16 protein-coding genes are annotated in these 24124 nt (G+C 70.1%); 8 read left to right on the forward strand and 8 right to left on the reverse strand.

All coding sequences use genetic code 11. The features are described 5' to 3' along the window. Positions 1-9: 9 nt before the first annotated feature. From BM393_RS19870 to tkt, 4 genes are all read right to left on the reverse strand, one after another. On the reverse strand, positions 10-1797 hold the full coding sequence (locus BM393_RS19870) for a S8 family peptidase (RefSeq protein ID WP_091730885.1): 1788 nt from the start codon (positions 1795-1797) through the stop codon (positions 10-12). A gap of 224 nt (positions 1798-2021) precedes the next feature. Beyond that, on the reverse strand, positions 2022-3020 hold the full coding sequence (gene gap / locus BM393_RS19875; protein WP_091730889.1) for a type I glyceraldehyde-3-phosphate dehydrogenase: 999 nt from the start codon (positions 3018-3020) through the stop codon (positions 2022-2024). Positions 3021-3237: 217 nt separating this feature from the next. Beyond that, positions 3238-4296, reverse strand: a complete 1059-nt coding sequence (locus tag BM393_RS19880; RefSeq protein WP_091730893.1) for a hypothetical protein — start codon at positions 4294-4296, stop codon at positions 3238-3240. A gap of 210 nt (positions 4297-4506) precedes the next feature. After that, on the reverse strand, positions 4507-6570 hold the full coding sequence (gene tkt / locus BM393_RS19885) for a transketolase (RefSeq protein ID WP_091730898.1): 2064 nt from the start codon (positions 6568-6570) through the stop codon (positions 4507-4509). 207 nt (positions 6571-6777) lie between these two features. Between tkt and BM393_RS19890 the strand changes: the two genes are divergently transcribed. Both BM393_RS19890 and BM393_RS19895 read left to right on the forward strand, forming a co-directional pair. After that, complete coding sequence (locus tag BM393_RS19890; protein WP_091730902.1) at positions 6778-7467, forward strand: nucleotidyltransferase family protein; 690 nt, start codon at positions 6778-6780, stop codon at positions 7465-7467. Then, positions 7457-7969: a YcxB family protein gene (locus BM393_RS19895; protein WP_091730906.1), complete on the forward strand. Its 513-nt coding sequence runs from the start codon at positions 7457-7459 to the stop codon at positions 7967-7969. The genes BM393_RS19890 and BM393_RS19895 overlap by 11 nt, the downstream gene beginning before the upstream one ends. 68 nt (positions 7970-8037) lie before the next feature. Here BM393_RS19895 and BM393_RS19900 read toward each other — a convergent pair whose 3' ends face one another. The 4 genes from BM393_RS19900 to BM393_RS19915 all read right to left on the reverse strand — a co-directional run bounded on the left by BM393_RS19900 (position 8038) and on the right by BM393_RS19915 (position 15168). Beyond that, the gene (locus tag BM393_RS19900; RefSeq protein ID WP_091730910.1) at positions 8038-9174 is read right to left on the reverse strand and encodes a YbdK family carboxylate-amine ligase; all 1137 of its coding nucleotides are present in this window, start codon (positions 9172-9174) and stop codon (positions 8038-8040) included. Beyond that, positions 9171-10412 (reverse strand): cation:proton antiporter, encoded by a 1242-nt coding sequence (locus BM393_RS19905; RefSeq protein WP_233218104.1) that lies wholly within the window; start codon positions 10410-10412, stop codon positions 9171-9173. Before BM393_RS19905 ends, BM393_RS19900 begins: the two co-directional genes overlap by 4 nt. 253 nt (positions 10413-10665) lie before the next feature. After that, the gene (locus tag BM393_RS19910) at positions 10666-14034 is read right to left on the reverse strand and encodes a ligand-binding sensor domain-containing diguanylate cyclase (protein ID WP_091730916.1); all 3369 of its coding nucleotides are present in this window, start codon (positions 14032-14034) and stop codon (positions 10666-10668) included. Between the two features lie 153 nt (positions 14035-14187). Beyond that, on the reverse strand, positions 14188-15168 hold the full coding sequence (locus BM393_RS19915; protein ID WP_091730919.1) for an aldo/keto reductase: 981 nt from the start codon (positions 15166-15168) through the stop codon (positions 14188-14190). Positions 15169-15292: 124 nt separating this feature from the next. Between BM393_RS19915 and BM393_RS19920 the strand changes: the two genes are divergently transcribed. The 6 genes from BM393_RS19920 (at position 15293) to BM393_RS19945 (ending at position 24113) form a co-directional block, all read left to right on the forward strand. Further along, positions 15293-17074, forward strand: a complete 1782-nt coding sequence (locus BM393_RS19920; RefSeq protein WP_091730922.1) for an alkaline phosphatase — start codon at positions 15293-15295, stop codon at positions 17072-17074. Between the two features lie 155 nt (positions 17075-17229). Further along, positions 17230-18507, forward strand: coding sequence for an FAD-dependent monooxygenase (locus BM393_RS19925; RefSeq protein WP_091730927.1), 1278 nt, complete (start codon positions 17230-17232; stop codon positions 18505-18507). A 24-nt stretch (positions 18508-18531) separates the two neighbouring features. Then, entirely contained in the window at positions 18532-19770 is a 1239-nt protein-coding gene (locus tag BM393_RS19930; protein ID WP_091730931.1) for an MFS transporter, read from the forward strand. A gap of 237 nt (positions 19771-20007) precedes the next feature. Next, positions 20008-21240, forward strand: a complete 1233-nt coding sequence (locus tag BM393_RS19935; RefSeq protein ID WP_091730935.1) for an ABC transporter substrate-binding protein — start codon at positions 20008-20010, stop codon at positions 21238-21240. A gap of 59 nt (positions 21241-21299) precedes the next feature. Next, positions 21300-22175 carry a branched-chain amino acid ABC transporter permease gene (locus tag BM393_RS19940; RefSeq protein ID WP_091730939.1) on the forward strand — a complete coding sequence of 292 codons (876 nt, stop codon included), beginning with the start codon at positions 21300-21302 and terminating at the stop codon, positions 22173-22175. 6 nt (positions 22176-22181) lie between these two features. Further along, entirely contained in the window at positions 22182-24113 is a 1932-nt protein-coding gene (locus BM393_RS19945; RefSeq protein WP_091730943.1) for an ABC transporter permease subunit, read from the forward strand. Positions 24114-24124: the final 11 nt, after the last annotated feature.

A 24124-nucleotide genomic window follows, 5' to 3' on the forward strand; every position in this document is an offset into this window, starting at 1 on the left:
TTAGGGCTTTTAGGGCGTTGAGGGCCCTTTGACGCCAGCCCTCGGCCAGCGCAGCGCCACGATCGCCAGCACCAGCGCGGCCAGCCAGAAGGCGCTCATCGCGCCACCGCCGCCACCACCGCCCGACGAGGGTTCGGTCGGCGTCGTGGGCGTCGTGGGCGTATTGGTCGTCGGCGCGACCGCGGCGACCGCGGCATTCGCGTCCAGCATGCCGGCGCCGCAGGTGCTGGTCGTGCAGTTGCACTCGAGCTGCGGCTGCGCGCTGTTGCCGGCCACGCATTGCGCGACGCCGCTCGCCGTCGGGAACGCGCGGGCCGAGCTCTGCAGCGCCGCCTTGATCTGCGCCGGCGTCAGCGCCGGATTGCTCGACAGCATCAGCGCGATGGTGGCGCTGACCAGCGGCGTCGAGAAGCTGGTGCCCGTGCCGATGTAGTTGAACGCGCCGCTGCCCGCCACCGGCGTCGTCGTGCCGACGTTGCTGGTCGACAGGATGGGATACAGGCAGGTGCTGCCGGCGGTGGTGTTGACGCAGTTGCCGCCGGGCGCGCTGATCGTCACCTGCGGGCCGAGGTTGGAGAACCCGACCTTGGTGCCCACATGCCGCAGGCCGGCCACCGCGATGACGTTGTTGCAGTTGGCCGGCGTGCCGACGGCGATGCCGCCTTCCTTGGTCGGGTCGTCGTTCTCGACGCCGTTGCCCGCCGCCACCACGACCGTCGCGCCCGCGTTGTAGGCAGCGTTGATCGCGTCCTGGTAGGTCGAGCCACAGCTGCCGTCGCCGCCCAGGCTCAGGTTGATCACCTTGGCCTTGTTGGGATTCGTCGGCAGGCCCGGCACGTCCACGCCGGCCGCCCACCGCATGCCCGCGGCGATGTCGGAGGCCCAGCCGCCGCACTTGCCCAGCACCCGCACCGGCAGGATCTTCGCGTTGTAGGCCAGGCCGGCCATGCCCTGGCCGTTGTTGGTGAGCGCCGCGATCAGGCCCGATACCCGCGTGCCGTGCCAGGAACTGTTGCCGATGTCGTCGGACGTGCAGGTGCTGCCCAGCGCGCCCGAGTCGATGTCGGCCTGGCTGACCCAGTCGCCGGGATCGCTCGCATCGCTGTCGGCGCCGTTGCCGTCGTTGGCGGCGGCGATCTGGGTGGAGGTCGCCGTGCCGCCCTGGTTGTAGCCCACCAGGTCATAGCCGCCGACGAACTGGCCGCTCAGGTCGGGATGATCGAAGCGCACGCCGGTGTCCAGCACCGCGACGACGACGCCGGTGCCGGTCGCCCGGTCCCAGGCCGCAGGCGCGTTGATCGAGGAGACCACCGTCGCGTCCGGCGCCTTCAGGTACCACTGGCCGGCGGTGACGCCCGCCGAGGCGGCGGTGGCGTACAGCGGATCGTTGGGCACCGAGAAATGCCGCCACCAGCGGTCGACCTCGACCGACTCGACCTCGGTGTCCTGGGCCAGCCGGCGCGCCAGCTCGGCCGAGCTCATGCCGCTGGCGGTGTAGACGTGGGTGCGGCTGTCCAGGCTGAGGCGGGCATGCAGGGACGCGGCATGGCGCAGCCCCAGCGTCGTGCCGCGGACCTGGGCGACGTCCCGGGCCTCGGAGGCCGTCACCCGCGTCGCCAGCGGGCGCGCCTTCACCGCGTCGGCCTGGGCCTTGAAGCGCACGATCACCCGGGCGAAATCGGGCTGCTGGTCGGGGCGGACCGCCGTCCCGGTCACCGCGCTGGCGCCGCCAGCTCCGAACAACCCGAACACGGCCACGGCAGCGGCCAGGCGCTTGGGCAAAGACAGCACGGACATGCGACGGCTCCACAAAACTGGGCTAACCAGTTTAGGGTGGCCATCACCGAGAAATCACTAATCCCCTGACACATTCGCAGCAGAGCATTACCGATGGGGGATTTCTCACGCCAGATCGCGCCAGCGCCGAGGGTGCTTGTGACGGTTCGTATCGGGGATGCGAACGACGTTGCGCAAAAGAAAAGCCCCGCCGGGGCGGGGCTTCGGGGCAAAGCCAGGATCGCTTACTTGGCGACGACCTTGACCATCTCCAGCACCTTGTTCGAGTAGCCCCACTCGTTGTCGTACCAGGACACCAGCTTGACGAAGGTGCCGTCCAGGGCGATGCCGGCTTCGGCGTCGAAGATCGAGGTGCGCGGGTCGCCGCGGAAGTCGGTGGCGACCACCTTGTCCTCGGTGTAGCCCAGCACGCCCTTCAGGGCGCCTTCGCTCTGGGCCTTCATCTCGGCGCAGATCTCCTTGTAGGAGGCCTCGTTGTTGAGCTCGACGGTCAGGTCGACGACCGAGACGTCGGAGGTCGGCACGCGGAAGGACATGCCGGTCAGCTTCTTGTTGAGCTCGGGGATCACCACGCCCACGGCCTTGGCGGCGCCGGTGGAGCTGGGGATGATGTTCTCGAGGATGCCGCGGCCGCCGCGCCAGTCCTTGTTGGACGGGCCGTCGACGGTCTTCTGCGTGGCGGTGGTGGCGTGCACGGTGGTCATCAGGCCGCGCTTGATGCCCCACTTGTCGTTCAGCACCTTGGCCAGCGGGGCCAGGCAGTTGGTGGTGCAGCTGGCGTTGGAGATGATGGCCTGGCCGGCGTAGGTCGTGTGGTTGACGCCGTAGACGAACATCGGCGTGTCGTCCTTGGACGGGGCCGACATGATGACCTTCTTGGCACCGGCGGCCAGGTGCTTCTCGCCGGTTTCCTTGGTCAGGAACAGGCCGGTGGCCTCGACGACGATGTCGGCGCCGACCTCGTTCCACTTCAGCTCGGCGGGATCCTTGACCTGGGTCAGGCGGATGCGCTGGCCGTTGACGATCAGGGTGTTGCCGTCGACCGCCACATCGCCGTCGAAGCGGCCGTGCACGCTGTCGTACTTCAGCATGTAGGCCAGGTAGTCCGGCTCCAGCAGGTCGTTGATGCCGACGATCTGGATGTCCTTGAAGTTCGCCACAGCGGCGCGGAACACCATGCGGCCGATGCGACCGAAGCCGTTGATACCGATCTTGATGGTCATGAGGAAAGTCTCCTGCGAGTGAAATGAATCGATGACGTCATGGGCGCGTCGCCCAGCCAGTGGACGTCGTGCCGCGGAGGTGTTCGGTCGGTGCATCCGCGAGGCCCGGCACGAGGACCGGGCGCGGGCGCCGGAAACGCACGATTTGAACAGATCGGCGCGCCCACTCGTTTCGAACGGGTTACCGGGTTTCACCGCGCGGAACCGCGCGGTTACATCACGGCGCCAGGGGCGCGGCGGCCGCCGTCGTGGCCGGCTGCAGGCGCAGCGTGCCGCAGGCGACCTTGATCTTGACCATGCGGCCCAGCAGGTGCTCGAAGCGATCCGGCGTCAGGTCCATCTCCAGGCCGGCCAGCCAGGCCAGGAACTCGGCGCGGTTGGGGTCGCGCTCGGTACCGATCTCGCCGACGCGGTTGGCCAGCGCCGGCTTGCCCAGCGTCCAGGCGACGGTGAACGGGCAGTTCATCGTGTTGAAGTCGAACTCGGCCTGTTGCTGGCGGATGCCCTTGATGTTGGACAGGAACTCGCCCAGCGTGACCTCGTCCTTGAAGCTGGCGCGGCCGGCGTCGTGCTTGCGGTAGATGAAGTGCTGGACGAAGCTCATCGGCCGGTCCTCGGCCGAGAGGCAGGGCAGGCGGTAGCTGCGGGCGCGGTCGAGGATCGCGTCCTGCGTGTTGCCGCTGGTGGAGGCGTACAGGGCCTGGACCTCGGGCGGCTGGTCCGGGGCGGTGAAGGTCATGCGGACCATCACGTTGCCGACGGTCTTCTGGTCGAAGCGCGAGGCATTGACCTGCAGCTGGTCGTCCGGCGTGCGCAGGCAGGCGCGTAGCGCGCGGGCGCGGTCGGTGTCCTGGAGCTCGACCGGCTGGGACCAGCGCACCGGCACCGGCTCCCGCAGGCGGAAGACGAAGGTCTGCACCGCGCGCACCGTGCCGCGGGCGGCGGCCTGGCAGGGCAGGCGGTAGGCGGCGACGCGCTCGCGCACCGCGTTGACGAAGCGCTCGTCGGCGAAGCGGGCGAGGACCTCGACCTCCGGCGGCCGGTCCGGCGCCGTGAACGCCAGGCCGACGCGCACGGTGCCGTCCAACTGCAGGCGGCGCGCCTCGGCGGGGTACTCGAGCGGGGCCTCGGGCTGCTGCAGGCAGCGCAGCGGGCTGGTGGCCGGGTCGACGGGAAGCGGCGAGATGTCGTTCTGCTGGGCCCGTGCCGGCCCGTGCGCGATCAAGGCGGCGAGCAGGCCGTGCAGGGCCGTGGCGGCCAGACGAGATCGAGTCATGGGAGTCCTCCGTGTTGTCCTGTCCCTGGGCCCGCGCGCCGGCTCGTGGGGCGGGTCGCTGGCGGGCGCGGGCAGTCTAGGCGCGGCGGCGTGAAGCGGCCGTCAGGAAACAGGGGACTCGGCGGCCTCCGATGGGTGGAAACGACAAAGGGGTGCCAGAGGCACCCCTTCGAGGGAGACGACGGGACCCACTTGGGCCCGGGGCGCCGATCAGCCCTTCAGCCGGGCCTTGCCGAGCACCACCTTGACGGTGTCGGCGACGTTCTCCGGCGTGAAGCCGAAGTGCTTGAACAGCACGTTGGCCGGGGCCGATTCGCCGTAGGTGTCCAGGCCGACCACGGCCGAGACGCCGTACTTCCACCACAGGTCGGTCACGCCAGCCTCGATGGCCACGCGCGGCAGGCCGTCCGGCAGCACGCTCTGCTTGTACTTGGCGTCCTGGCGGTCGAAGAGGCTGGTGCAAGGCATCGAAACCACGCGCACCGGGATGCCGGCCACGGCCAGCTGCTGCTGCGCCGCGATGGCCAGCTGCACTTCCGAGCCGGTGGCGATCAGCACCGCCTGCGCCTTCTTCTTCAGGCCGATGTCGGCCGGTTCGCTCAGCACGTAGCCGCCGCTGGTGATGGCGTCGACGGCCTCGCCCGACTTCTTCAGGTAGACCAGGTTCTGGCGGCTCAGCGCCAGCGCGCTCGGGCGCTGGGCGTTGGCCAGGGCCATGGTCCAGGCGACGGCCGTTTCCGCCGTGTCGGCCGGACGCCAGACGTCCAGGCCGGGGATCAGGCGCAGGCTGGACACATGCTCGACGGACTGGTGCGTCGGGCCGTCCTCGCCCAGGCCGATGGAGTCGTGCGTGAACACGTGGATCACGCGCAGCTTCATCAGCGCGGCCATGCGGATGGCGTTGCGGCTGTAGTCGCTGAAGGTCAGGAAGGTGCCGCCGTAAGGGATGAAGCCGCCGTGCAGCGCGACGCCGTTCATGATCGCGGCCATGCCGAACTCGCGCACGCCGTAGTTGATGTGGCGGCCGCCGTTGGAGCTGCCGTCGGCTTCCAGGCGGAAGGCGGGCGTGCTCTTGGTGTTGGTCAGGTTGGAGCCGGTCAGGTCGGCCGAGCCGCCCAGCAGCTCGGGCAGCGCGGCGGTGAAGGCTTCCAGCGCCAGCTGGCTGGCCTTGCGGGAGGCGACGGTTTCGGCCTTGTCGTGCGCGCCGATGACGGCCTGCGCCGCGACGTCGGCGAAGTTGGGCGGCAGCACGCCGGCGATGCGGCGCGAGAACTCGGCGGCCAGCTCGGGGAAGGCGGTGGCATAGGCCTCGAACTTGTCGTCCCAGGCGGTTTCCACCGCGGTGCCGGCGGCCTTGGCGTCCCAGTCGGCGTAGACCTCGGCGGGCAGCACGAAGGGCTCGTGCGACCAGCCCAGCACCTCGCGGGTCAGCTTGATTTCCTCGGCGCCGAGCGGCTCGCCGTGGGCCTTGGAGGTGTTGGCGCGGTTCGGGCTGCCCTTGCCGATGTGGGTCTTGGCGATGATCAGCGAGGGCTTGTCCTTGCTGGTCTTGGCCAGCGCGATGGCGGCGTCGACCGCGTCCACGTCATGGCCGTCGACGGGGCCGACGACGTTCCAGCCGTAGGCCTCGAAGCGCTTGGCGGTGTCGTCGCCGAACCAGGGGCCGACCTGGCCGTCGATGGAGATGCCGTTGTCGTCGTAGATCGCGATCAGCTTGTTCAGCTTCCACGAGCCGGCCAGCGAGCAGGCTTCATGGCTGATGCCTTCCATCAGGCAGCCGTCGCCCAGGAACGCGTAGGTGTGGTGGTCGACGATGGTGTGGCCGTCGCGGTTGAATTCCTTGGCCAGCTGCTTTTCCGCGAGCGCCAGGCCGACGGCGTTGGTGATGCCCTGGCCGAGGGGGCCGGTGGTGGTCTCCACCCCCGGGGTGATGCCCACTTCCGGGTGGCCCGGCGTCTTGGAGTGCATCTGGCGGAAGGCCTTGAGTTCCGCGATCGGCAGGTCGTAGCCGGTCAGGTGCAGCAGCGCGTAGATCAGCATCGAGCCGTGGCCGTTGGACAGCACGAAGCGGTCGCGGTCAGGCCACAGCGGGTTGGCCGGGTTGTGGCGCAGGTGGCGCTTCCACAGCGCGACAGCGATCTCGGCCATGCCCATCGGGGCGCCCGGGTGACCGGAGTTGGCCTGCTGGACAGCGTCCATCGCCAGGGCACGGATGGCGTTGGCCATCTGGGTGGTGTTCGGGGTGGAAGCGGCAGCTGCGGCGGTGTCGGCCATGGTGGGGTCTCGGCGGGGTGAAGGGCAAACCCGGCATTCTAGTGACCCGCCGCGGAGCCGCTTTGGGCGCTCCGCGTTGTTGCGAATCCTCGCCATAGCCGCGCTATGGCTCCGGTTCGCGCCTAGCGGAGCATCCCAAAGCGACTCCGCGGCGGGTCACTAGAGGGGAGCGCTTTAAACTCGCCGGCTAATTTTTCTGGTGAATCGATGCGAGCCATGATCCTCGCGGCCGGGCGCGGCGAGCGCATGCGGCCGTTGACCGACCACACGCCCAAGCCGCTGCTGAAAGTGCGCGGCAAGCCGTTGATCGAATGGCACATCGAGGCCTTCGCCCGCGCCGGCATCCGCGACATCGTCATCAACACCGCCTGGCTGCACGAGCAGTTCGAGGCGACGCTCGGCAACGGCGCGCGCTGGGGCCTGCGGCTGCATTACAGCCATGAAGGCGCGCGCTACGGCCGCGCACTCGAGACCGGCGGCGGCATCGCGACGGCACTGGACCCGCTGTGCGCCGACGGCGGCGAGGCCTTCTGGGCAGTCTCGGCCGACATCTTCATCCCCGACTTCGTCTTCGATCCGGCCCAGGCCGCGGCCTTCGCCGAGAGCCCGCTGCTGGCGCACCTGTGGTTCGTGCCGAAGCAGCCGCGCCATCCGACCGGAGACTTCGGCATCGACGCGGCCGGCTTCGCGACGATCGACGGCAACCTCGAGGTCTACAGCAACATCGGCCTCTACAAGCGCGCCTTCTTCGACGGCGTGCAGCCAGGAGAGCACCAGCGCATCCGCGTCAGCCTGGACCGCGCGATCCAGGCGCGCGCGGTGACCGCGGAGCTCTACACCGGGCCCTGGGCGAACGTGGGTTCGCCGGATCAGTTGGAAGAACTCAATGGGAAATGAGCCCGTTCGCTTCGAAGGCGAAATCACTTGGCCCGAATATCGCCATGTCCGGCGCCGCCTGTTGCCGTGGTGGGGCCGGCCAGCATTCATCTGGACGATCGCGTTTCCGGTCCTGATGTTCTGGAACATCGACATCGACGCCGCCCGCAACGATCCAGGCGAATTCGTATTCCAGCTCTTGCCTATGGGACTGTTGCTGCTGATCGCCGCCTGGGCGATCAAGGCGGTCGAGCGTTGGCAGTGGAAGTCCCACCTCAAGCTGCAAGGCCGGACCAGCGGAGAGGTCGGGACCGCCGGCCTGCGATTGAAGACTGAGTTTGTGACCGCCGAGCTGCCGTGGACCAAGATCACGGGATACAAGATCGATGATCAACTGGTCCTGCTTTATTACACGCCGCTGTGCGCGTACTTTCTCCCGCGAAGCTTTTTCGCCGATGAGACTTCGTGGAAAGCGCTTCAGGCCGTGGTGAAGCGACACGCGAACGCGACGACAGCTCGCTGATCCGCCCCGCCACGGCGGTCCCCAGGCATTCAGGAACACGCGGCCCTCACCTCGGTGAGGGCCGGCGCTCAGCGCGCGTTCGCCACCGGCCGACCGGCCCAGCGCTCGCACTGCTGGCGCACCAGCTCGTTGAGCAACTGCTCCTTCTCCACCACGCCGCGCGCCCAGGTCGCGTCGTTGCCCTGCCAGCGCATCTCCTCGCGCACGTAGCGCAGCGCCGGCTCGGCCTTCAGCGCCACCGCGTGCGGCTCCAGCGCATGCAGCGTGACGTTCAGGTCCTCGCGCAGGCTGCGGTGCTCGCCGCTCTTCGGGTCGACGAAGGTGCCGTCCAATCCGAAGCGGCAGGCCTGGAAACGGTTGAAGGTGTAGGGCAGGTAGTCGTCCTCATGCAGCGCGAAGGGGTGATCGTGCGAGATCCACCGCGCCAGGCACTGGATCAGCGCTGCCAGCGCCGAGGCCTTCTCGATCGTCAGCGGCGTGTCGAGCACCCGCACCTCGATCGTCCCGTACTCGGGCTTGGGCCGGATGTCCCAGTAGAAGTCCTTCATGCTCTTCACGACGCCGGTGTGCGTCATCTTCTCGAAGAACACCAGGAAGTCGTCCCAGGTCAGCACGAAGGGCGCGCGCCCCGACAGCGGGAACGCGAACACGGAGTTCAGCCGCGCCGAATGGAAACCGGTGTCGTTGCCCTGCACGTAGGGCGAGGACGCGGACAGCGCGATCAGGTGCGGGATGAAGCGCGAGAGTCCGTGCAGCAGCCGCAGCGCGTGGTCCGGCCCCTCGCAGCCGATGTGCACGTGCTGGCCGAAGACGGTGAACTGCTTGCTCAGGTAGCCGTAGAGCGAGGAGATCTCCTGGAAGCGCGGCTTGTCGAAGATGCGCTGCTTGCTCCAGTGCTGGTAGGGATGCGTGCCGCCGCCCGACAGGCCGAGGTTGAGCTTGTCGGCGCTGCGCACCAGCGCGTCGCGGGTGATCGTCAGCTGCTCCAGCACCTGCTCGTAGTTCGTGCAGACGTTGGTGCAGAGCTCGATCATCGAGTCGGTGATCTCCGGCGTGACATCGCCGGGCAGGGTCTCGCCCTTCATCACGCGCAGCAGGTCCTTGGACCCCGGCATCAGGTCGTAGTCGTGACGGTTGACGATCTGGAGCTCCAGCTCCACGCCCATCGTCAAGGGCTTGGATGTGGCGAATGGTTCGAGGCTCATCGCTTCGCAGCCTCCTTCACAGGGGTTTCAGGGTGATGCTCGCCGGCCAGGCGCAGGCCCCATTGCACGGCGATCGGTCCGACCAGCTCCATGAGCGCGATCGTCGACAGGATGACCGGCGCCAGCAGCGCGGCGGTCTGCGGGTGATGCAGCTGCACCTCGCTGAACAGCACCAGCATCGTGCCCGACACCGGGCTCAGGCACACCGCCAGCGCGACACCCTGGCGGGTGTCGATGCCGCTCAGCCGCGCCATGCCGGTCAGGGCGATCGCCTTAGCCACCAGGCGCAGCAGCAGCAGGGCCAGCGCCAGCACCGCACCCGCGGCCAGCGCCTGCAGCGTCCAGGCGGAACCGACCGCCACGAACAGCATCAGCACCAGCACGCCGCCCGCCGTGCCGAAGTGGCGCGGCCAGACCCAGGGGCGCTCGGTGGTGTTGCGCAGGATCATGCCGGCCAGCAGCGGCACCAGCAGCGTGGACAGATTCAGCACCCGCGCCACGCTCAGCGCCACCAGCACCAGGCCCAGCAGCATCAGCACCGAGTTCTCGTTGCGCAGGTCCAGTCGCCGCATCAGGCCCGCCGTCAGCCGCGCCAGCAGCGCCGCGACGATCACTGACCCGACGAAGGCATACAGCGGCTGCGCGACGGCCTCGAGCCAGTCGCCCTTCTGGTCCAGCGCCAGCCAGCCCAGCAGCAGCTTGTGCGCGAGCACGCCGTAGATGGTGTTCAACGAGGTCAGCGCCAGCATGCGTTCGCTGACCTGGCCGGCCGCGCGCAGCTCGGCGCCGACGCGGCCGACGACCGCGGCGCTCGAGGCCATCGTCAGCACCGCGCAGCTGATGGACACCAGCGGGCTCACGCCCAGCAGCGTCAGGCCGTAGCCGACGACGACGAAGCTGACCACGGCCTCGGCCGCGCTGGCGCCGAGCAGCGCCTTGTTGTTACGCAGCCAGCGCAGGTTCACGCGCGAGCCCATCTCGAACAGCAGCAGCGCGAGCGCTAAATCGACCACGAGCCGCAAGCGCGCGTCCAGCGCGCCGTTGGCGAAGATGCCATGGCCCAGCGCCGCCAGGATCATGCCGACGACGCTGTAGCCGACGACGCGCGGCAGGCCCAGGCGGCGGTTCACGAATTCGCCGAGCACGCCGGCGGCCACCATGGTCAGCGAGGCCCAGAACAGCCAGTCCGGGCGCGGCGGCCAGGCGCTGAACTGCAGGAAGTTCGCAAGGTCGTTCATCAAAACGAAGGTTCTCCTCGATTCGTGGACGGCGGCCAATCCGGCCGGGGGAAGCCCCCGATCATCGGGCCATTCCGGTCGCCATGGAGCGAAGCCGGGGCAGGCGCTGGCAGCCTTTACTTGTCGGCTTTACCGATTGCCGGTCATCGGCACTCGGCGGGAGCGCCATTTGCCACGCTCGTGCCGTTCTCATCCAGCGCTCGGCAATTGGCGGGTCCGCCCTTGGGGGACCAGCGTGGCCGAGCGTCCAGGGTCAGGACTTGCCGGCGTCGATCGGCCGCGCGACGGCGGCTCCGGCATCGGCCGGCGGCGAAGAGCGCACGACCTTCAGGTCGCCGCTGGCCAGCCAGTCTGCCATCGATCCGCGCGAACGCTGGCGCAATGCGCCCTCGAGGTCCGTCACGCCCCCCGCGACACCGCCCGCGACGTCGACACCATGAACGGCCCCGGCGATGCCGGTCACGCCTTCCCAGCCGTTGCGCCCGGCCCGCTTGACCGCATACAGCGCCTCGTCGGCCAGGGCCACCGTCGCGGCCCAGTCCAGCGCGCGCGGCAGCGCCGGCGACAGCGGGAAGGCCGCGAAGCCGACCGAGCAGGTGACGTCCACCTGTCGGCCCTCGCCGAGCTCGAAGGGCGCGCCGCTGACCTGCAGCCGCGCGCGCTCCGCGAGCTCGGCCGCATGCCGGCGGGAGGTGCCGCGCGCCACGATCAGGAACTCCTCGCCGCCCCAGCGGACCAGGTAGTCGGCCTCGCGGAACACGGCGGTCAGGCGGCCGCGCATCTGCTGCAGGACCGTGTCGCCCGCCGCGTGGCCGAGACGGTCGTTGAGCGCCTTGAAGAAGTCGAGGTCGAGCAGGAAGAAGATCAGGTCGCCATCGTCGGGCGGCGCATAGCCGTCGTCGCGCGCCTGCTCGTGACGACGCACCGCGAGCGCCACGTCGGCCTCGATGTGCTGCGTCAGGAAGCGCCGGTTGCGCAGGCCGGTGAGCGGATCCGACAGGCTGGACTCTTCCAGCGCCACGCTCTTGGCCTGCAGGTCGGCGGAGAGCCGTTCCAGCTCCGCGGTGCGGGCCTTCACCTTGATCTCCAGCGCCAGCTGCGAGCGCCGCAGGTAGGCCGTGCGCAGCGCCACCAGCGCATAGACCAGCGCGATCAGCGCCGCGCCGCCGAGCGTGCGGGCCCACCAGGTCTGCCACCAGTCCGGCAGCACGCGCACCGGGATGCTGAGCTCCAGCGGGCTCCAGACACCGTTGCGGTTGGTGCCGCGCACCCGCAGCCGGTAGCGGCCGGGATCGAGGTTGGTGTAGACCGCCACGCGCAGGTCGGCGCCGGTGCTGATCCATTCCGGATCGAAGCCCTCGAGCTGATAGGCGTAGCGGTTGCGCTGCGGCTCGCTGAAGTCGAGCGCGGCGAACTCGACGCTGAAGCTGCGGTTGCTCGCGGTCAGGGTCAGTCCTTCCTCCGGCAGGCGGCCCGCGCCCAGGCGCTGGCCGTCGACCCGCAACTCGGTCGCGACCAGCGCCGGCTGGTAGGTCCAGGCCTCGAAGCGCTCCGGCGTCACCACCAGCACGCCCTTGCTGCCCCCGAAGAGCAGGCGCCCGTCGCGCGTCTTCAGGTAGGCGCGGAACCAGCCGGTGCCGATGTCGACGCCATCCGCGCTGGTCAGCTCGTAGTAGCTGTCCTTGGCCGGGTCGTAGACGAAGCTCTGCGTCCAGATGCGGCCGTCGCGGTCCTCGAGCAGGTTGGCGCCGAAGGCCCGGCCGATCACGCCGTGTTTCTCGCTGATGCGCTCGAACGCCGCCTCGCGGCCGTCCCAGCGCGCCAGCAGGTGCAGGCCGGACGCGGTGTCCACCCACAGGCGCTGCCGCGAATCGACCAGCAGGCCGACGATGGAGTGATGGCTCAGGTCGTGCCCCGGCTGGGCGCGCACCGCGATCAGTTCCCTGGCGCCCGGCGCGAACCGGTACAGCCCCTTCTCGGTGCCGACCCACAGGCCGCCGTCGGCGGTCTCGGACAGGGCGTTGACGTCGCCCGTCAGCGGCTGGCCGCCGTCCTGGCGCAGGCGCTCCGGCGCGGCCTGCGGGCCGGCGTCCGGCGGCAGCCGATAGAGCCCGTCCTGCGTGCCGATCCAGAGCGTGCCGTCGCGGCCCGCCAGAAGCCGCCGCGCGCGACCGGTGCCGGCCTGGATGACGCGCAGCAGCTGGCGGTCGCGGGTGTACTGGTGCAGGCCGCCGTCGCTGCCCAGCCAGACGCTGCCGTCCTTCATCTGGACCAGGCTGGAGATGCGTCCGCCCGACAACCCGCCGCGCTGGCCGGGCGCGGGTCGCAGCGTCGCGATCGAGCGCAGCTGCTCGTCGAGCACCGTCACGCCGCTTTCGTTGCTGCCCAGCCAGATCTCGCCGGTGTCGAGCTGCACCATCGCGCGCGTGCTCGGGTCGACCAACTGCGGCAGCTGGCCCGGGTCGCGGCCGCGCACCCAGGTGCTGGTGTTGGCCGGGTTGTGGCGCTGCAGGCCGCCGCCGTAGCCGCCGGTCCAGATCCAGCCGGCGCGGTCGCGCATCAGCGCGCGGACCTCGTTGCCGCCCAGGCTGTCGCGATTGAGCGGATCGTGCTTCATCACCCGCAGCAGTGCGCCGTCGGCCGTCGCGCGCAACTCCAGCCCGCCGTTGCGGCCCAGCCAGACATGCCGTTCATCCACCGCGACGAAGCTGTTCACCGAGCCGTGGATGGCGTCCTCGGCGCGCTCGAGCATCCGGCCCTCGCCGGTCTTCGGATCGATCAGCGCGAGGTCGCCCTGCTGGGTGCCGGCCCAGAGCCGGCCGTCGGGCGCCTCGAACAGGCTGAGCACGATCTTGCCGGCCAGGCCGGGACGGCCCGGCGTCGAGAACACCGGCTCGAAGGCGTCGGCGCCGGCGCGCTTGCGCGCCAGGCCGCGCCAGGTGCCGACCCACAAGGAGCCCTCGCGGTCGATCGCCAGTGACTGGACCCGGTCGTCGGGCAGGCTGCCGGCCTGCCGGGGCTGGTGGCGGAAGTGCTGGAAGCGGCCCTCGACCGGGTCGTAACGGTCCAGGCCGTGGCCGATCGTGCCGATCCACAGCTGCCCGTCGCGGTCCTCGGCCAGCGCGCGGATCGTGCCGGCCGACACCGCGCCCTGCGGCTGCTGCGGGCTGGCGTCGGAGCGGAACAGCGAGAGCTTCTCGCTCTGCGGGTCGTAGGCGGCCAGGCCGTCGGCCTCGGTGCCGATCCACAGGCGGCCGTCGCGCGCCACCAGCAGGCAGCGGATGAAGCCCAGGCTGCGGGCGGACCGCACGCCGTTCTCCAGCGGCGCGCCGGGCTGGCGGAAGTGGTAGCCGTCGAAGCGCACCAGGCCGGCGCCGGTGCCGATCCACAGGAAGCCGGCGCGGTCCTGCGCCAGCGCGGAGATCACGTTGAGCGGCACCGGGGCGTCGATGCCGACGGTCTCGAAGCGCGGCTCGGCCAGCAGCGGCACCGCCGCCGGCGCGGCCCGTTCCGGCAGGGGGGCGTCCGGCAGCGCCGCGACGCCGCCCGGCGCGACGGCCAGGGCCAGCGCGACGGCGGCGCACAGGCTCGGCAGCAGGGGCAGGGCACGTCGTCGCAGCATCGCCGGGGATGCTAGCGGCGCCCTTCTCCGCGGTTGCGGCAGCGGCGCGACAGACGAGCCCCGTCAATGGGGGGCTTGGCGGGCGGTGTGCGGATAAACCCCGACGACGGCGCGCCGCGGTGCGGCGGGCACGCCTGGCGAGGCGGCATGGGCCTACTTCGCCAGCGGGAGCGTGATGGCGTCGATGCGCGCGAGGATCTCCGGCGTGAGCCGCGGCGTGACGGCCAGCGCGCCGAGGTTGTCCTGCAGTTGCGAGAGCCGGCTCGCGCCCAGGATCACCGTGGAGACCCGCGGGTTGCGGTTGATCCAGGCGATGGCCAGCTGCGCCAGCGTGCAGCCGAGTTCCTGCGCGATCGTGGCCAGCTCGCCGACGGCGGCATTGCGCTGCGGCTCCTGCAGCTGCTCGCGCAGCCAGGACATGCTCTCCATCGCGCCGCGGCTGCCCGCCGGGATGCCGTCGCGGTACTTGCCCGTCAGCAGGCCCGATGCCAGCGGGCTCCAGGTCGTCAGGCCCAGGCCGATGTCCTCGTACAGGCGGGCGTATTCCTTCTCGACGCGCTGGCGGTGGAACAGGTGGTACTGGGGCTGCTCCATCACCGGCTTGTGCAGGTGGTGGCGCTCGGCGATCTCCCAGGCGGCGCGGATCTCGTCGGCGCTCCATTCGCTGGTGCCCCAGTACAGCGCCTTGCCCTGCGTGATCATGTCGCTCATCGCGCGCACCGTCTCCTCGATGGGCGTGTGCGGATCGGGGCGGTGGCAGTAGACCAGGTCGATCTCGTCCAGGCCGAAGCGCTTGAGCGAGCCATCGATGGCCTGCATCAGGTACTTGCGGTTCAGCGTGTCCTTGTAGTTGACGGTCGTGCCCGACTTGTCGATGCCCCAGTAGAACTTGGTCGAGACGACGTAGGTGTGGCGGCCCCAGCCCAGCTGGCGCAAGGCCTGACCCATGATCTCCTCGCTCTTGCCCAGCGCGTAGGCCTCGGCGTTGTCGAAGAAGTTGATGCCGGCGTCGCGCGCGGCGGCCAGCATCTCGACGGCCGAGCCGGTGTCGACCTGGTTGTGATACGTCACCCAGGAGCCCAGGGACAGTTCGGACACCTGCAGGCCGCTGCGGCCGAGTCGACGGTATTGCATGCGCTTCTCCTCGTGCGTGGTTCGGGTCGGGGCGCAAGGGTAGCGGACGCACCGCGGGCTGGCCGCGCGGCATGCCGAATGCCCCGGAGGGCGGGGACGGCTTGTGCGAGAGGCGGCACCGACCATGACCAAGACACCCCTGCTCAACTGGATCAAGAAGGACGAGGCCGCCGCGCCGGCGGAGACCGTCGACCACGCCCGCCGCCACCTGGTGCGCGGCGCGCTGGCCGCCGGCGCGCTGGCCGGGCTGCCGCTGGCCGGCTGCGGCGGCGATGGCGGGGACGACGGCGGCCCGCGCGTCGCGGTCGTGTTCAGCCACGGCGTGGCCAGCGGCGATCCCCTGGGCGATCGGGTCATCCTCTGGACCCGCGTGCTGGCGCAGGACGCCGCGGACACGCGCGACGTGCCGGTCACCTGGGAGGTGGCCAGCGACGCCGCCTTCGGCACCCTCGTGGCCAGCGGCAGCGCGACCGCGCGCGCGGCCGGCGACTTCTGCGTCAAGGTCGATGCCACCGGCCTGCAGCCGGGCACGCGCTACTGGTACCGCTTCAAGGCCTACCAGGCGGTGTCGACCGTGGGCCGCGCGAAGACGCTGCCCACCGGCGACGTCGCGCAGGCGAAGCTGGCGGTGTTCTCTTGCGCCAACTATCCGACCGGCTACTTCAACGTCTATGCCGAGGCCGCCAGGCGCGCCGAGGCCGAGGGCTACGACCTCGCCGTGCACCTGGGCGACTACCTCTACGAATACGGCCCTGGCCAGTACGCGAGCGGCAACGCCCAGGCGCTGGGCCGGGTGGTCGAGCCGCAGCAGGAGATCGTGGTCCTGGCGGACTACCGGCGCCGCTACGCGCAGTACCGCTCGGACGCCGACCTGCAGCGGCTGCACGCGCTGCTGCCGATGATCGCCGTGTGGGACGACCACGAGATCGCGAACGACGCCTGGCGGGGCGGCGCGCAGAACCACCAGCCGGCGACCGAGGGCGACTTCGCCGCGCGCCGGGCCGCCGCGGTGCAGGCCTGGCACGAGTGGCTGCCGGTGCGCGATGATGCCGATCCGCTGACGACCTACCGCGGCTTCGACTTCGGCTCGCTGATGTCGCTGCACATGCTGGATACGCGGGTGATCGCGCGCAGCGAACAGCTGGACTACGCGGACTACCTCGGCGTCTCGGGCCTGGACAGCGGCCGCTTCCAGGCCGACATGGCCCGCGCCGACCGCACGCTGCTGGGCGCGACGCAGGACCAGTGGCTGCAGGCGCGCCTGCAGGCATCGACGGCGACCTGGCAGGTGCTGGGGCAGCAGGTGCTGATGGGCCGGATGGACATCCCGTCGCCGGTCCTCTTCGAGGCCAACGCGCCCGGCACCGGCGTGACCGTGTCGCAGTACGCGGCCATCGTCGCCAAGGCGCAGAACGACCCGGCCAGCCTGACGCCGCAGGAGCAGGCGGTGCTGAACGCGCCCAGCCTCCCCTACAACCTCGATGCCTGGGATGGTTACCCGGTCGCCCGCGAGACGCTGCTGGGCGCGGCGCGCCAGCTCGACAAGAACCTGGTCGTGCTGGCGGGCGACACCCACAACGCCTGGGCCAACGACCTGCTGGACGGGGCCAACCGCCAGGTCGGAGTCGAGTTCGCGACTTCCTCGGTGACCTCGCCGGGCTTCGAGGAGTACCTGCCCAACGAGGACCCGCAGCAGCTTGCCGGCGCGCTGACGCAGCTGATCGGACCGCTGGTCTACGCGGACACCTCGCGACGCGGCTACATGGTGATCACCGCCACGGCGGCCGAGTGTCGCTGCGACTGGATCTTCGTCAGCACCATCCTGAGCCGCGACTACACCGCGTCGCTGGCGCAGTCGCTGCGCACCTTGCCGGGCGCGGGGCAGCGCAGGCTGGTCGCGGTGTGACTGGCGGCCGTCGCCCGGTCGCAAGGATTCGCGCGCCGATGCGCGCTGGCGCAAGCCGCTGCAAGCCCGCCGAGCCACGGCGAAAGGGCCGGCGCTATAGTCGTCCGCAGCCGGCTGCCTGACGCGGCCGGCACCAGTTTTCCCGGGTCGACGTCATGTCCCAAGCTCCAGACTCCGCCGCTCATGCCGCCTCGACGGCGCCCGATGCCTTCGACGCCGCCTTCGACGGCCAGGCCCCGCCGCTGCGTCTGGCCGTGATCGGCGCCGGACCGGCCGGGCTCGCGCTCGCGCTGCTGGCCGCGCGTTACCTGCCGCAGGCGCAGGTGAGCCTCTTCGACGCCCGGCCGCTGGAGCGCGATGTCTCCGGCGATCCGCGCACGCTGGCGCTGTCGCTGGGCAGCATGCAGCTGCTGCAGCGCCTGCGCGTGTGGCCGGCGGCGCAGGCGCAGCCGATCCGCGAAGTCCATGTGAGCCAGGCGCCGCCGACGCTCTCCAGCCCCTGGTTCGGTCCCTCGGGCGAGCCCGAGGTCCGCATCAGCGCCGCCGAGCAGGCGGTGCCGCAACTCGGCGCGGTGCTGGCCTACGGCCAGCTGGTCGCGCCGCTGCAGGCCGCCTGGCAGCAGGCCAGCGCGCTGGAGCCGCGGCGGCTGGTCAGCCGCTTCGGCCAGGCGGTGGACGGCCTCAAGCAGGACCGGCCGGACGAGATCGAGATCGATGCCGGCATCGCCGAGCGCTTCGACCTGGCGGTGGTGGCCGAGGGCGGCGTGTTCTCCGAGCAGGCCCGCAAGTCCCTGACGCGCGACTACCGGCAGAACGCCTGGGTGGGCACGGTGACGCTGGCGCCGGACAGCCCGGTGGGCGTGGCCTATGAGCGTTTCACGCGGCGCGGGCCGCTGGCGCTGCTGCCGCTGCCCGACCGCGACGGCCAGCGCCGCGCCGCGCTGGTCTGGTGCCAGCCGCAGGACGAGGACGAGGTCGAGGGCCTGAGCGACGCGCAGCGGCTGGCGGTGATCCAGCAGCAGTTGCCGGATCGCGTCGGCCGCCTGCTGGGCATCAGTCCGCTGAAGTGTTTCCCGCTCGGCCTGAATGCCGAACGCACGCTGGTGGAGGGCCGCCGCATCCGCATCGGCAACGCGGCGCAGACGCTGCATCCGGTGGCGGGGCAGGGCCTGAACCTGGGACTGCGCGACGCCTTCGCGCTGGTCGAGGCGCTGCGGCGCGATCCGCAGGTCGACCAGGCGCTGCGGCGCGTCGAGTGGCAGCGCGCGCCGGACCGCTGGGCGACGATCCTGACCACCGATTTCCTCGCCCGCACCTTCGCCTGGCGCTGGCCCGGACTGCCGGCGGCGCGCGGGCTCGGCCTGGCGGCGCTGCAGGCGATGCCGCCGCTCAAGCGGGCGCTGGCCGGGCAGATGATGTTCGGCCGCCGCTGAGCGGCCACCGCCCGCCACCTCCCGATGAGCAGTTCCCCGGGCCCGGCGCCCGCCGCTGCCCCGCACGGCGAGCACGCCGAGCCCGGCACCCGCGCCTACCGCCGCATCGCGTTCGCGCTGTTCCTGGCCGGCTTCACCACCTTCTCGCTGCTGTACAGCGTGCAGCCGCTGCTGCCGCTGTTCGCGGCGGAATTCCAGGTCGGCGCGGCGACGAGCGCGCTGTCGCTGTCGCTGGCGACCGGTGCGCTCGCGTTCGCGATCCTCTGCGCCGGGGCGCTGTCGGAGAGCATGGACCGCAAGCGGCTGATGTTCGCGTCGATGGCGATGGCGGCGCTGCTGAACCTGATCGCCTCGGTGGTGCCGGGCTGGCACGGGATGCTGGTGGCGCGGGCGCTGGAGGGCCTGGTGCTGGGCGGCGTCCCGGCGGTGGCGATGGCCTACCTGGCCGAGGAGATCCATCCGAAGGGCCTGGGCCGGGCGATGGGCCAGTACGTCGGCGGCACGGCCTTCGGCGGGATGATGGGCCGGGTCGGGGTGAGCCTGCTGAGCGATGCCTTCGGATGGCGGCCGGCGCTGTTCATCGTCAGCGTGCTGGGGCTGCTGGCGGCGATCGGCTTCTGGCTGCTGCTGCCGCCATCAAAGCACTTCGTGCGCCGCCGCGGCGTGACGCTGTCGGAGCATGTGGCCACGTGGCGGGCGCATCTCACGCATCCGATGCTGCCGCTGCTGTTCGGGATGGGCTTCCTGATGATGGGCATGTTCGTCGCGGTCTACAACTACGCCGGCTTCCGGCTGATGAGGCCGCCGTTCTCGCTGAGCCAGAGCGCGATCGGGCTGATCTTCTGCGCCTACCTCTTCGGCATTGCCGCGTCGGCGACGGCGGGCAGTCTGTCCGACCGCTTCGGGCGGGCGCCGGCGCTGCTGTCGGGCATCGCGCTGGCGACGGCGGGCGTGGGGCTCACGCTGCTGGCCTGGCTGCCGGCGGTGATCCTGGGCATCGTGCTGCTGACGATCGGCTTCTTCGTCGCGCACTCGGTGAGCAGCGCCTGGGTCGGCGCGCTCGGCGGACGCAGCAAGGGCCATGCGGCTTCGCTCTACCTGCTCGCGTACTACCTCGGCTCCAGCACGCTCGGCGCGATGGGCGGGTGGTTCTGGGACCACGGCGGCTGGGGCGCGCTGAGCGGGTACGCGATGGCGGTGCTGGCGGTGGCTGTGATCGCCGCGTGGGCCCTGCGGGCGCGCGGGCGCGCCGCCGACGCCTGAGTCCGGCGAGCCACGCGCGCACCGCAGTGGCGCGTGCCGGCGGCACGTCCACAGACCTGACACCACGCTGAACGCCGCGCTCCGGGTTTGCGAGTACGTAATCGCATGCGTGCAATCCGACACGCTTGATGCACCATGTTCCGAGAAGGCTGACGCCGTGCGTCCGGCTGTTTGTTGTACCGGCGCTCGAGGGTTGGCGTTCCGACCCCTCATGGACCAGACCATTCGGAGACAAACATGATGTTCAGCGCGCGTTGGATCACCGCTACCGCCCTGGCCGCCGCCAGCTTCGCCGCCCTCGCGGCCGACCCGATCAAGATCGGCGTCTCCGGCCCCTTCACCGGCGGTTCGTCGTCGATGGGCGTCAGCATGCGCGACGGTGTGCGATTGGCAGCTCAGGAAATCAACAAGAACGGCGGGGTCTTGGGCCGCCAGATCCAGCTCGTCGAGCGCGACGACGAGGCCAAGAACGAACGCGGCGTCCAGATCGCCCAGGAACTCATCAACCGCGAGAAGGTCGTCGCCACCGTCGGCTTCATCAACACCGGTGTCGCGCTCGCCGCGCAGCGCTTCTACCAGGACGCCAAGATCCCGGTGATGAACAACGTGGCCACCGGCTCGGTGATCACCCAGCAGTTCAAGGACCAGCCCGAGAACTACGTCTTCCGCAACGCCGCCCACGACTCGATCCAGGCGCCGATGATCGTCGAGGAGGCCATCACCCGCCGCGGCTTCAAGAAGGTCGCCATCCTGGCCGACTCCACCAACTACGGCCAGCTCGGCCGCGCCGACCTGGAGAAGGCGCTCGAGCTCAAGGGCATCAAGCCCGTCGCCGTCGAGAAGTTCAACATCAAGGACGTCGACATGACGGCCCAGCTGCTCAAGGCCAAGGAGGCCGGCGCCGAGGCCATCCTGACCTACGGCATCGGCCCCGAGCTGGCGCAGATCGCCAATGGCATGACCAAGCTTGGCTGGAAGGTGCCGATGGTGGGCAGCTGGACGCTGTCGATGGCCAACTACATCGACAATGCCGGCCCCGGCGGCGAAGGCGCGCGCATGCCGCAGACCTTCATCCAGGAACCGACCACGCCCAAGCGCCAGTCCTTCATCGTCAACTACCTCAAGACGTTCAACCCGAAGAACAGCCGCATCGACTCGCCGGTCTCGGCCGCGCAGGGCTACGACTCGATCTATCTGCTGGCCGCGGCGATCAAGCAGGCCGGCAGCACCGAAGGGCCCAAGGTCAAGGCCGCGCTCGAGGACCTGAAGGCGCCCGTCGAGGGCGTCGTCACGACCTACAACAAGCCCTTCACCAAGACCGACCACGAGGCCATCACCGCCAACATCCCGGTGTTCGGCGAGGTGAAGGGCCAGCGCGTGGTCTATGCCTACGAGGCCGACTTCAAGGCGGCCTCCGAGGTCAAGGTCAAGGACGTCAACGCCAAGGGCGCCTTGACCCAGAAGAAGTGACCCCACGAAACGGCCGCCCGGTGCGGCCGTTTTTTCTTCCCTGACGTCCCGGACTCCGTATGCAGATCCTGACCCAACTGGTGTTCAGCGGCATCGCGCTCGGCATGATCTACGCGGTCATCGCCTTCGGCTACCAGCTGACCTTCTCCACCTCCGACACCCTCAACTTCGGCCAGGGGGACGCGCTGATGCTGGGCGCGCTCGTGGGCCTGACGCTGGTCGGGCACGGCGTGAACTACTGGCTGATGATCCCGCTGGTGTGCCTGTTCGGCGCGCTGCAGGGCGCCTTCGTCGAGCGCATCGGCGTGCGCCCCGCCATCAAGATCAAGTCGGAGTTCGGCTGGATCATGTCCACCATCGCGCTGGGCATCATCTTCAAGAACGTGGCCGAGAACGTCTGGGGCCGCGACGACCTGAAGTTCCCGTCGCCGCTGCCGGAGGCGCCGATCAAGCTGCTCGGCGCCAACGTGCTGCCGATGGAGATCCTGGTCGTGGTGGGCGCGCTGCTGATGATGCTGGCGGTCGAGCTCTTCAACCGGCGCTCGATCTACGGCCGCGCGGTCGTGGCGACCTTCAACGACCGCGACGCCGCCAAGCTGATGGGCATCAACACGGGTCTGGTGATCACCTTCTCGTACGCACTGTCGTCGCTGACGGCGGCCTTCGCCGGGGTGCTGATCGCGCCGCTCACGCTCACGGGCGCCACGATGGGCGCGGTGCTCGGCCTGAAGGCCTTCGCGGTGGCGATCATCGGCGGGCTGACCTCGGGCATGGGCATCATCGTCGGTGGGATCATCCTGGGCATCGCCGAGACGACCACCGGCTTCTACCTGTCCACCGGCTACAAGGACGTGCCGGGCCTGGTGCTGCTGCTGATCGTGCTGGCGCTCAAGCCGGCCGGCCTGTTCGGCAAGACCGCGATCAAGAAGGTCTGAGCCCCCATGACGACCAAGATCAATCCGAAGAAATTCGTCGCGGGCGCCGTGGCCATCGTGGCGCTGTTCGCGTTCCCGCTGGTGTCGGGCAACCCGTACTACATCCACCTGGTCGAGACCATCATGATCTACGCGATCGTGCTGTTCGGCCTGGACATCGTGGTCGGCTACACCGGGCAGGTCTCGCTGGGCCATGCCGGGCTGTTCGGCATCGGCGCCTACACCGCCGGCGTGCTGATCACCAAGTTCGGGCTCTGGATCCTGGTGACGCTGCCACTGGCGGTCGGCGTGACGGCCGCCTTCGGCGCGCTGCTGGCCCTGCCGGCGCTGCGCGTGACCGGGCCCTACCTCGCGATGGTGACCCTGGCCTTCGGCACCATCATCCAGATCCTGATCAACGAGATGGACTTCCTGACCAACGGGCCCATGGGCATCACGCTCACCAAGCCCAAGCTGCTGGGCCACCAGCTCGACGAGACGGAGTTCTACTGGCTGGTCGCGGTGATGCTGCTGGCGTCGCTGGTGTTCGTGCATCGCGTGCTGCGCTCCCACCTGGGCCGCGCGTTCGAGGCGCTGCGCGGCAGCCCGGTGGCGTCGGACTGCATGGGCGTCTCGGTCTACCGCTACAAGGTCTACGCCTTCGTGGTCAGCGCCGGGCTGGCCGGCCTGGCCGGCGCGCTGTACGCCTACTCCGAGCAGTACATCTCGCCCAACACCTACAACTTCGAGCTGACGGTGATGTTTTTGCTGGCCATCATCATGGGCGGCCGCAAGACCCGCACCGGCGCGCTGCTGGGCGCCGCGATCATCGTGCTGCTGCCCAAGCTGCTCGACGACCTGCAGCTGTTCCGCTACGTGTCGGTGGCCTTTGCGCTGCTGGTGGTGGCGGTGACCGTCGTGGCGCTGCGCCGCGGCAAGGTCGGCGGCGTGCAGGCGGCGGTGCCGGTGGTGGGCAGCATCGCGCTGGCGGGGCTGTCCTTCGTGCTGGAGACGATGACCGACTGGCGCCTGTCGATCTTCGGGCTCATCACGCTGTTCGTCGTCTACTACCTGCAGGACGGCATCGTCGGCTTCGTGCGCGGCGCGCTGCACATCAAGGCCAAGCCGGTGGGCGAGGGCGGCCCGGTGGCCGAGAAACCCGCGGACGCCATCGCGCGGGCCGGCGGCGCGGATGAGCTGCTCATCGACGCGCGGGGCGTGCTGATGCAGTTCGGCGGCCTGAAGGCGCTCAACAACGTCGACCTGCAGGTGCGCCGCGGCACGATCCACGGCCTGATCGGCCCGAACGGCTCGGGCAAGAGCACGATGATGAATGTGCTGACCGGCATCTACGTGCCGACGGCGGGCGAGCTGCGCTTCGTCGACCGCTCGCTGGTGGGGCGCACCTCGGCCGACATCGCGCTGTCGGGCATCGCGCGGACCTTCCAGAACGTGCAGCTGTTCGGCGAGATGAGCGCGCTGCACAACGTGATGGTGGCGCTGCATCACAGCTTCGGCAGCAACCTGGTGCAGGTGGCGCTGCACTCGCCGCGCTACAACGCGGAGGACGCGCAGGCCCGGGCCCGGGCGCTCGGCCTGCTGGAGTTCGTCGGACTGGGGGAGCTGGCCTTCGAGGAGGCGCGCAACCTGCCCTACGGCAAGCAGCGGCTGCTGGAGATCGCGCGGGCGCTGGCGCTGGACCCGAAGCTGCTGCTGCTGGACGAACCCGCGGCCGGCCTGACGGCGCCGGACATCAAGGAGCTGATGCGCATCATCGGCAAGATCCGCGACCACGGCATCACGGTGATCCTGATCGAGCACCACATGGACGTGGTGATGGGCATCTGCGACGTGGTGTCGGTGCTGGACTTCGGCCAGAAGATCGCCGAGGGCAGGCCGGCGCAAGTGCAGGCCGATCCCAAGGTGATCGAGGCCTACCTCGGCGGCCAGCCGGCCTGAGCGCGGAGCGG

It is taken from the genome of Mitsuaria sp. PDC51 (assembly GCF_900113225.1).
Taxonomy (GTDB): domain Bacteria; phylum Pseudomonadota; class Gammaproteobacteria; order Burkholderiales; family Burkholderiaceae_C; genus Roseateles.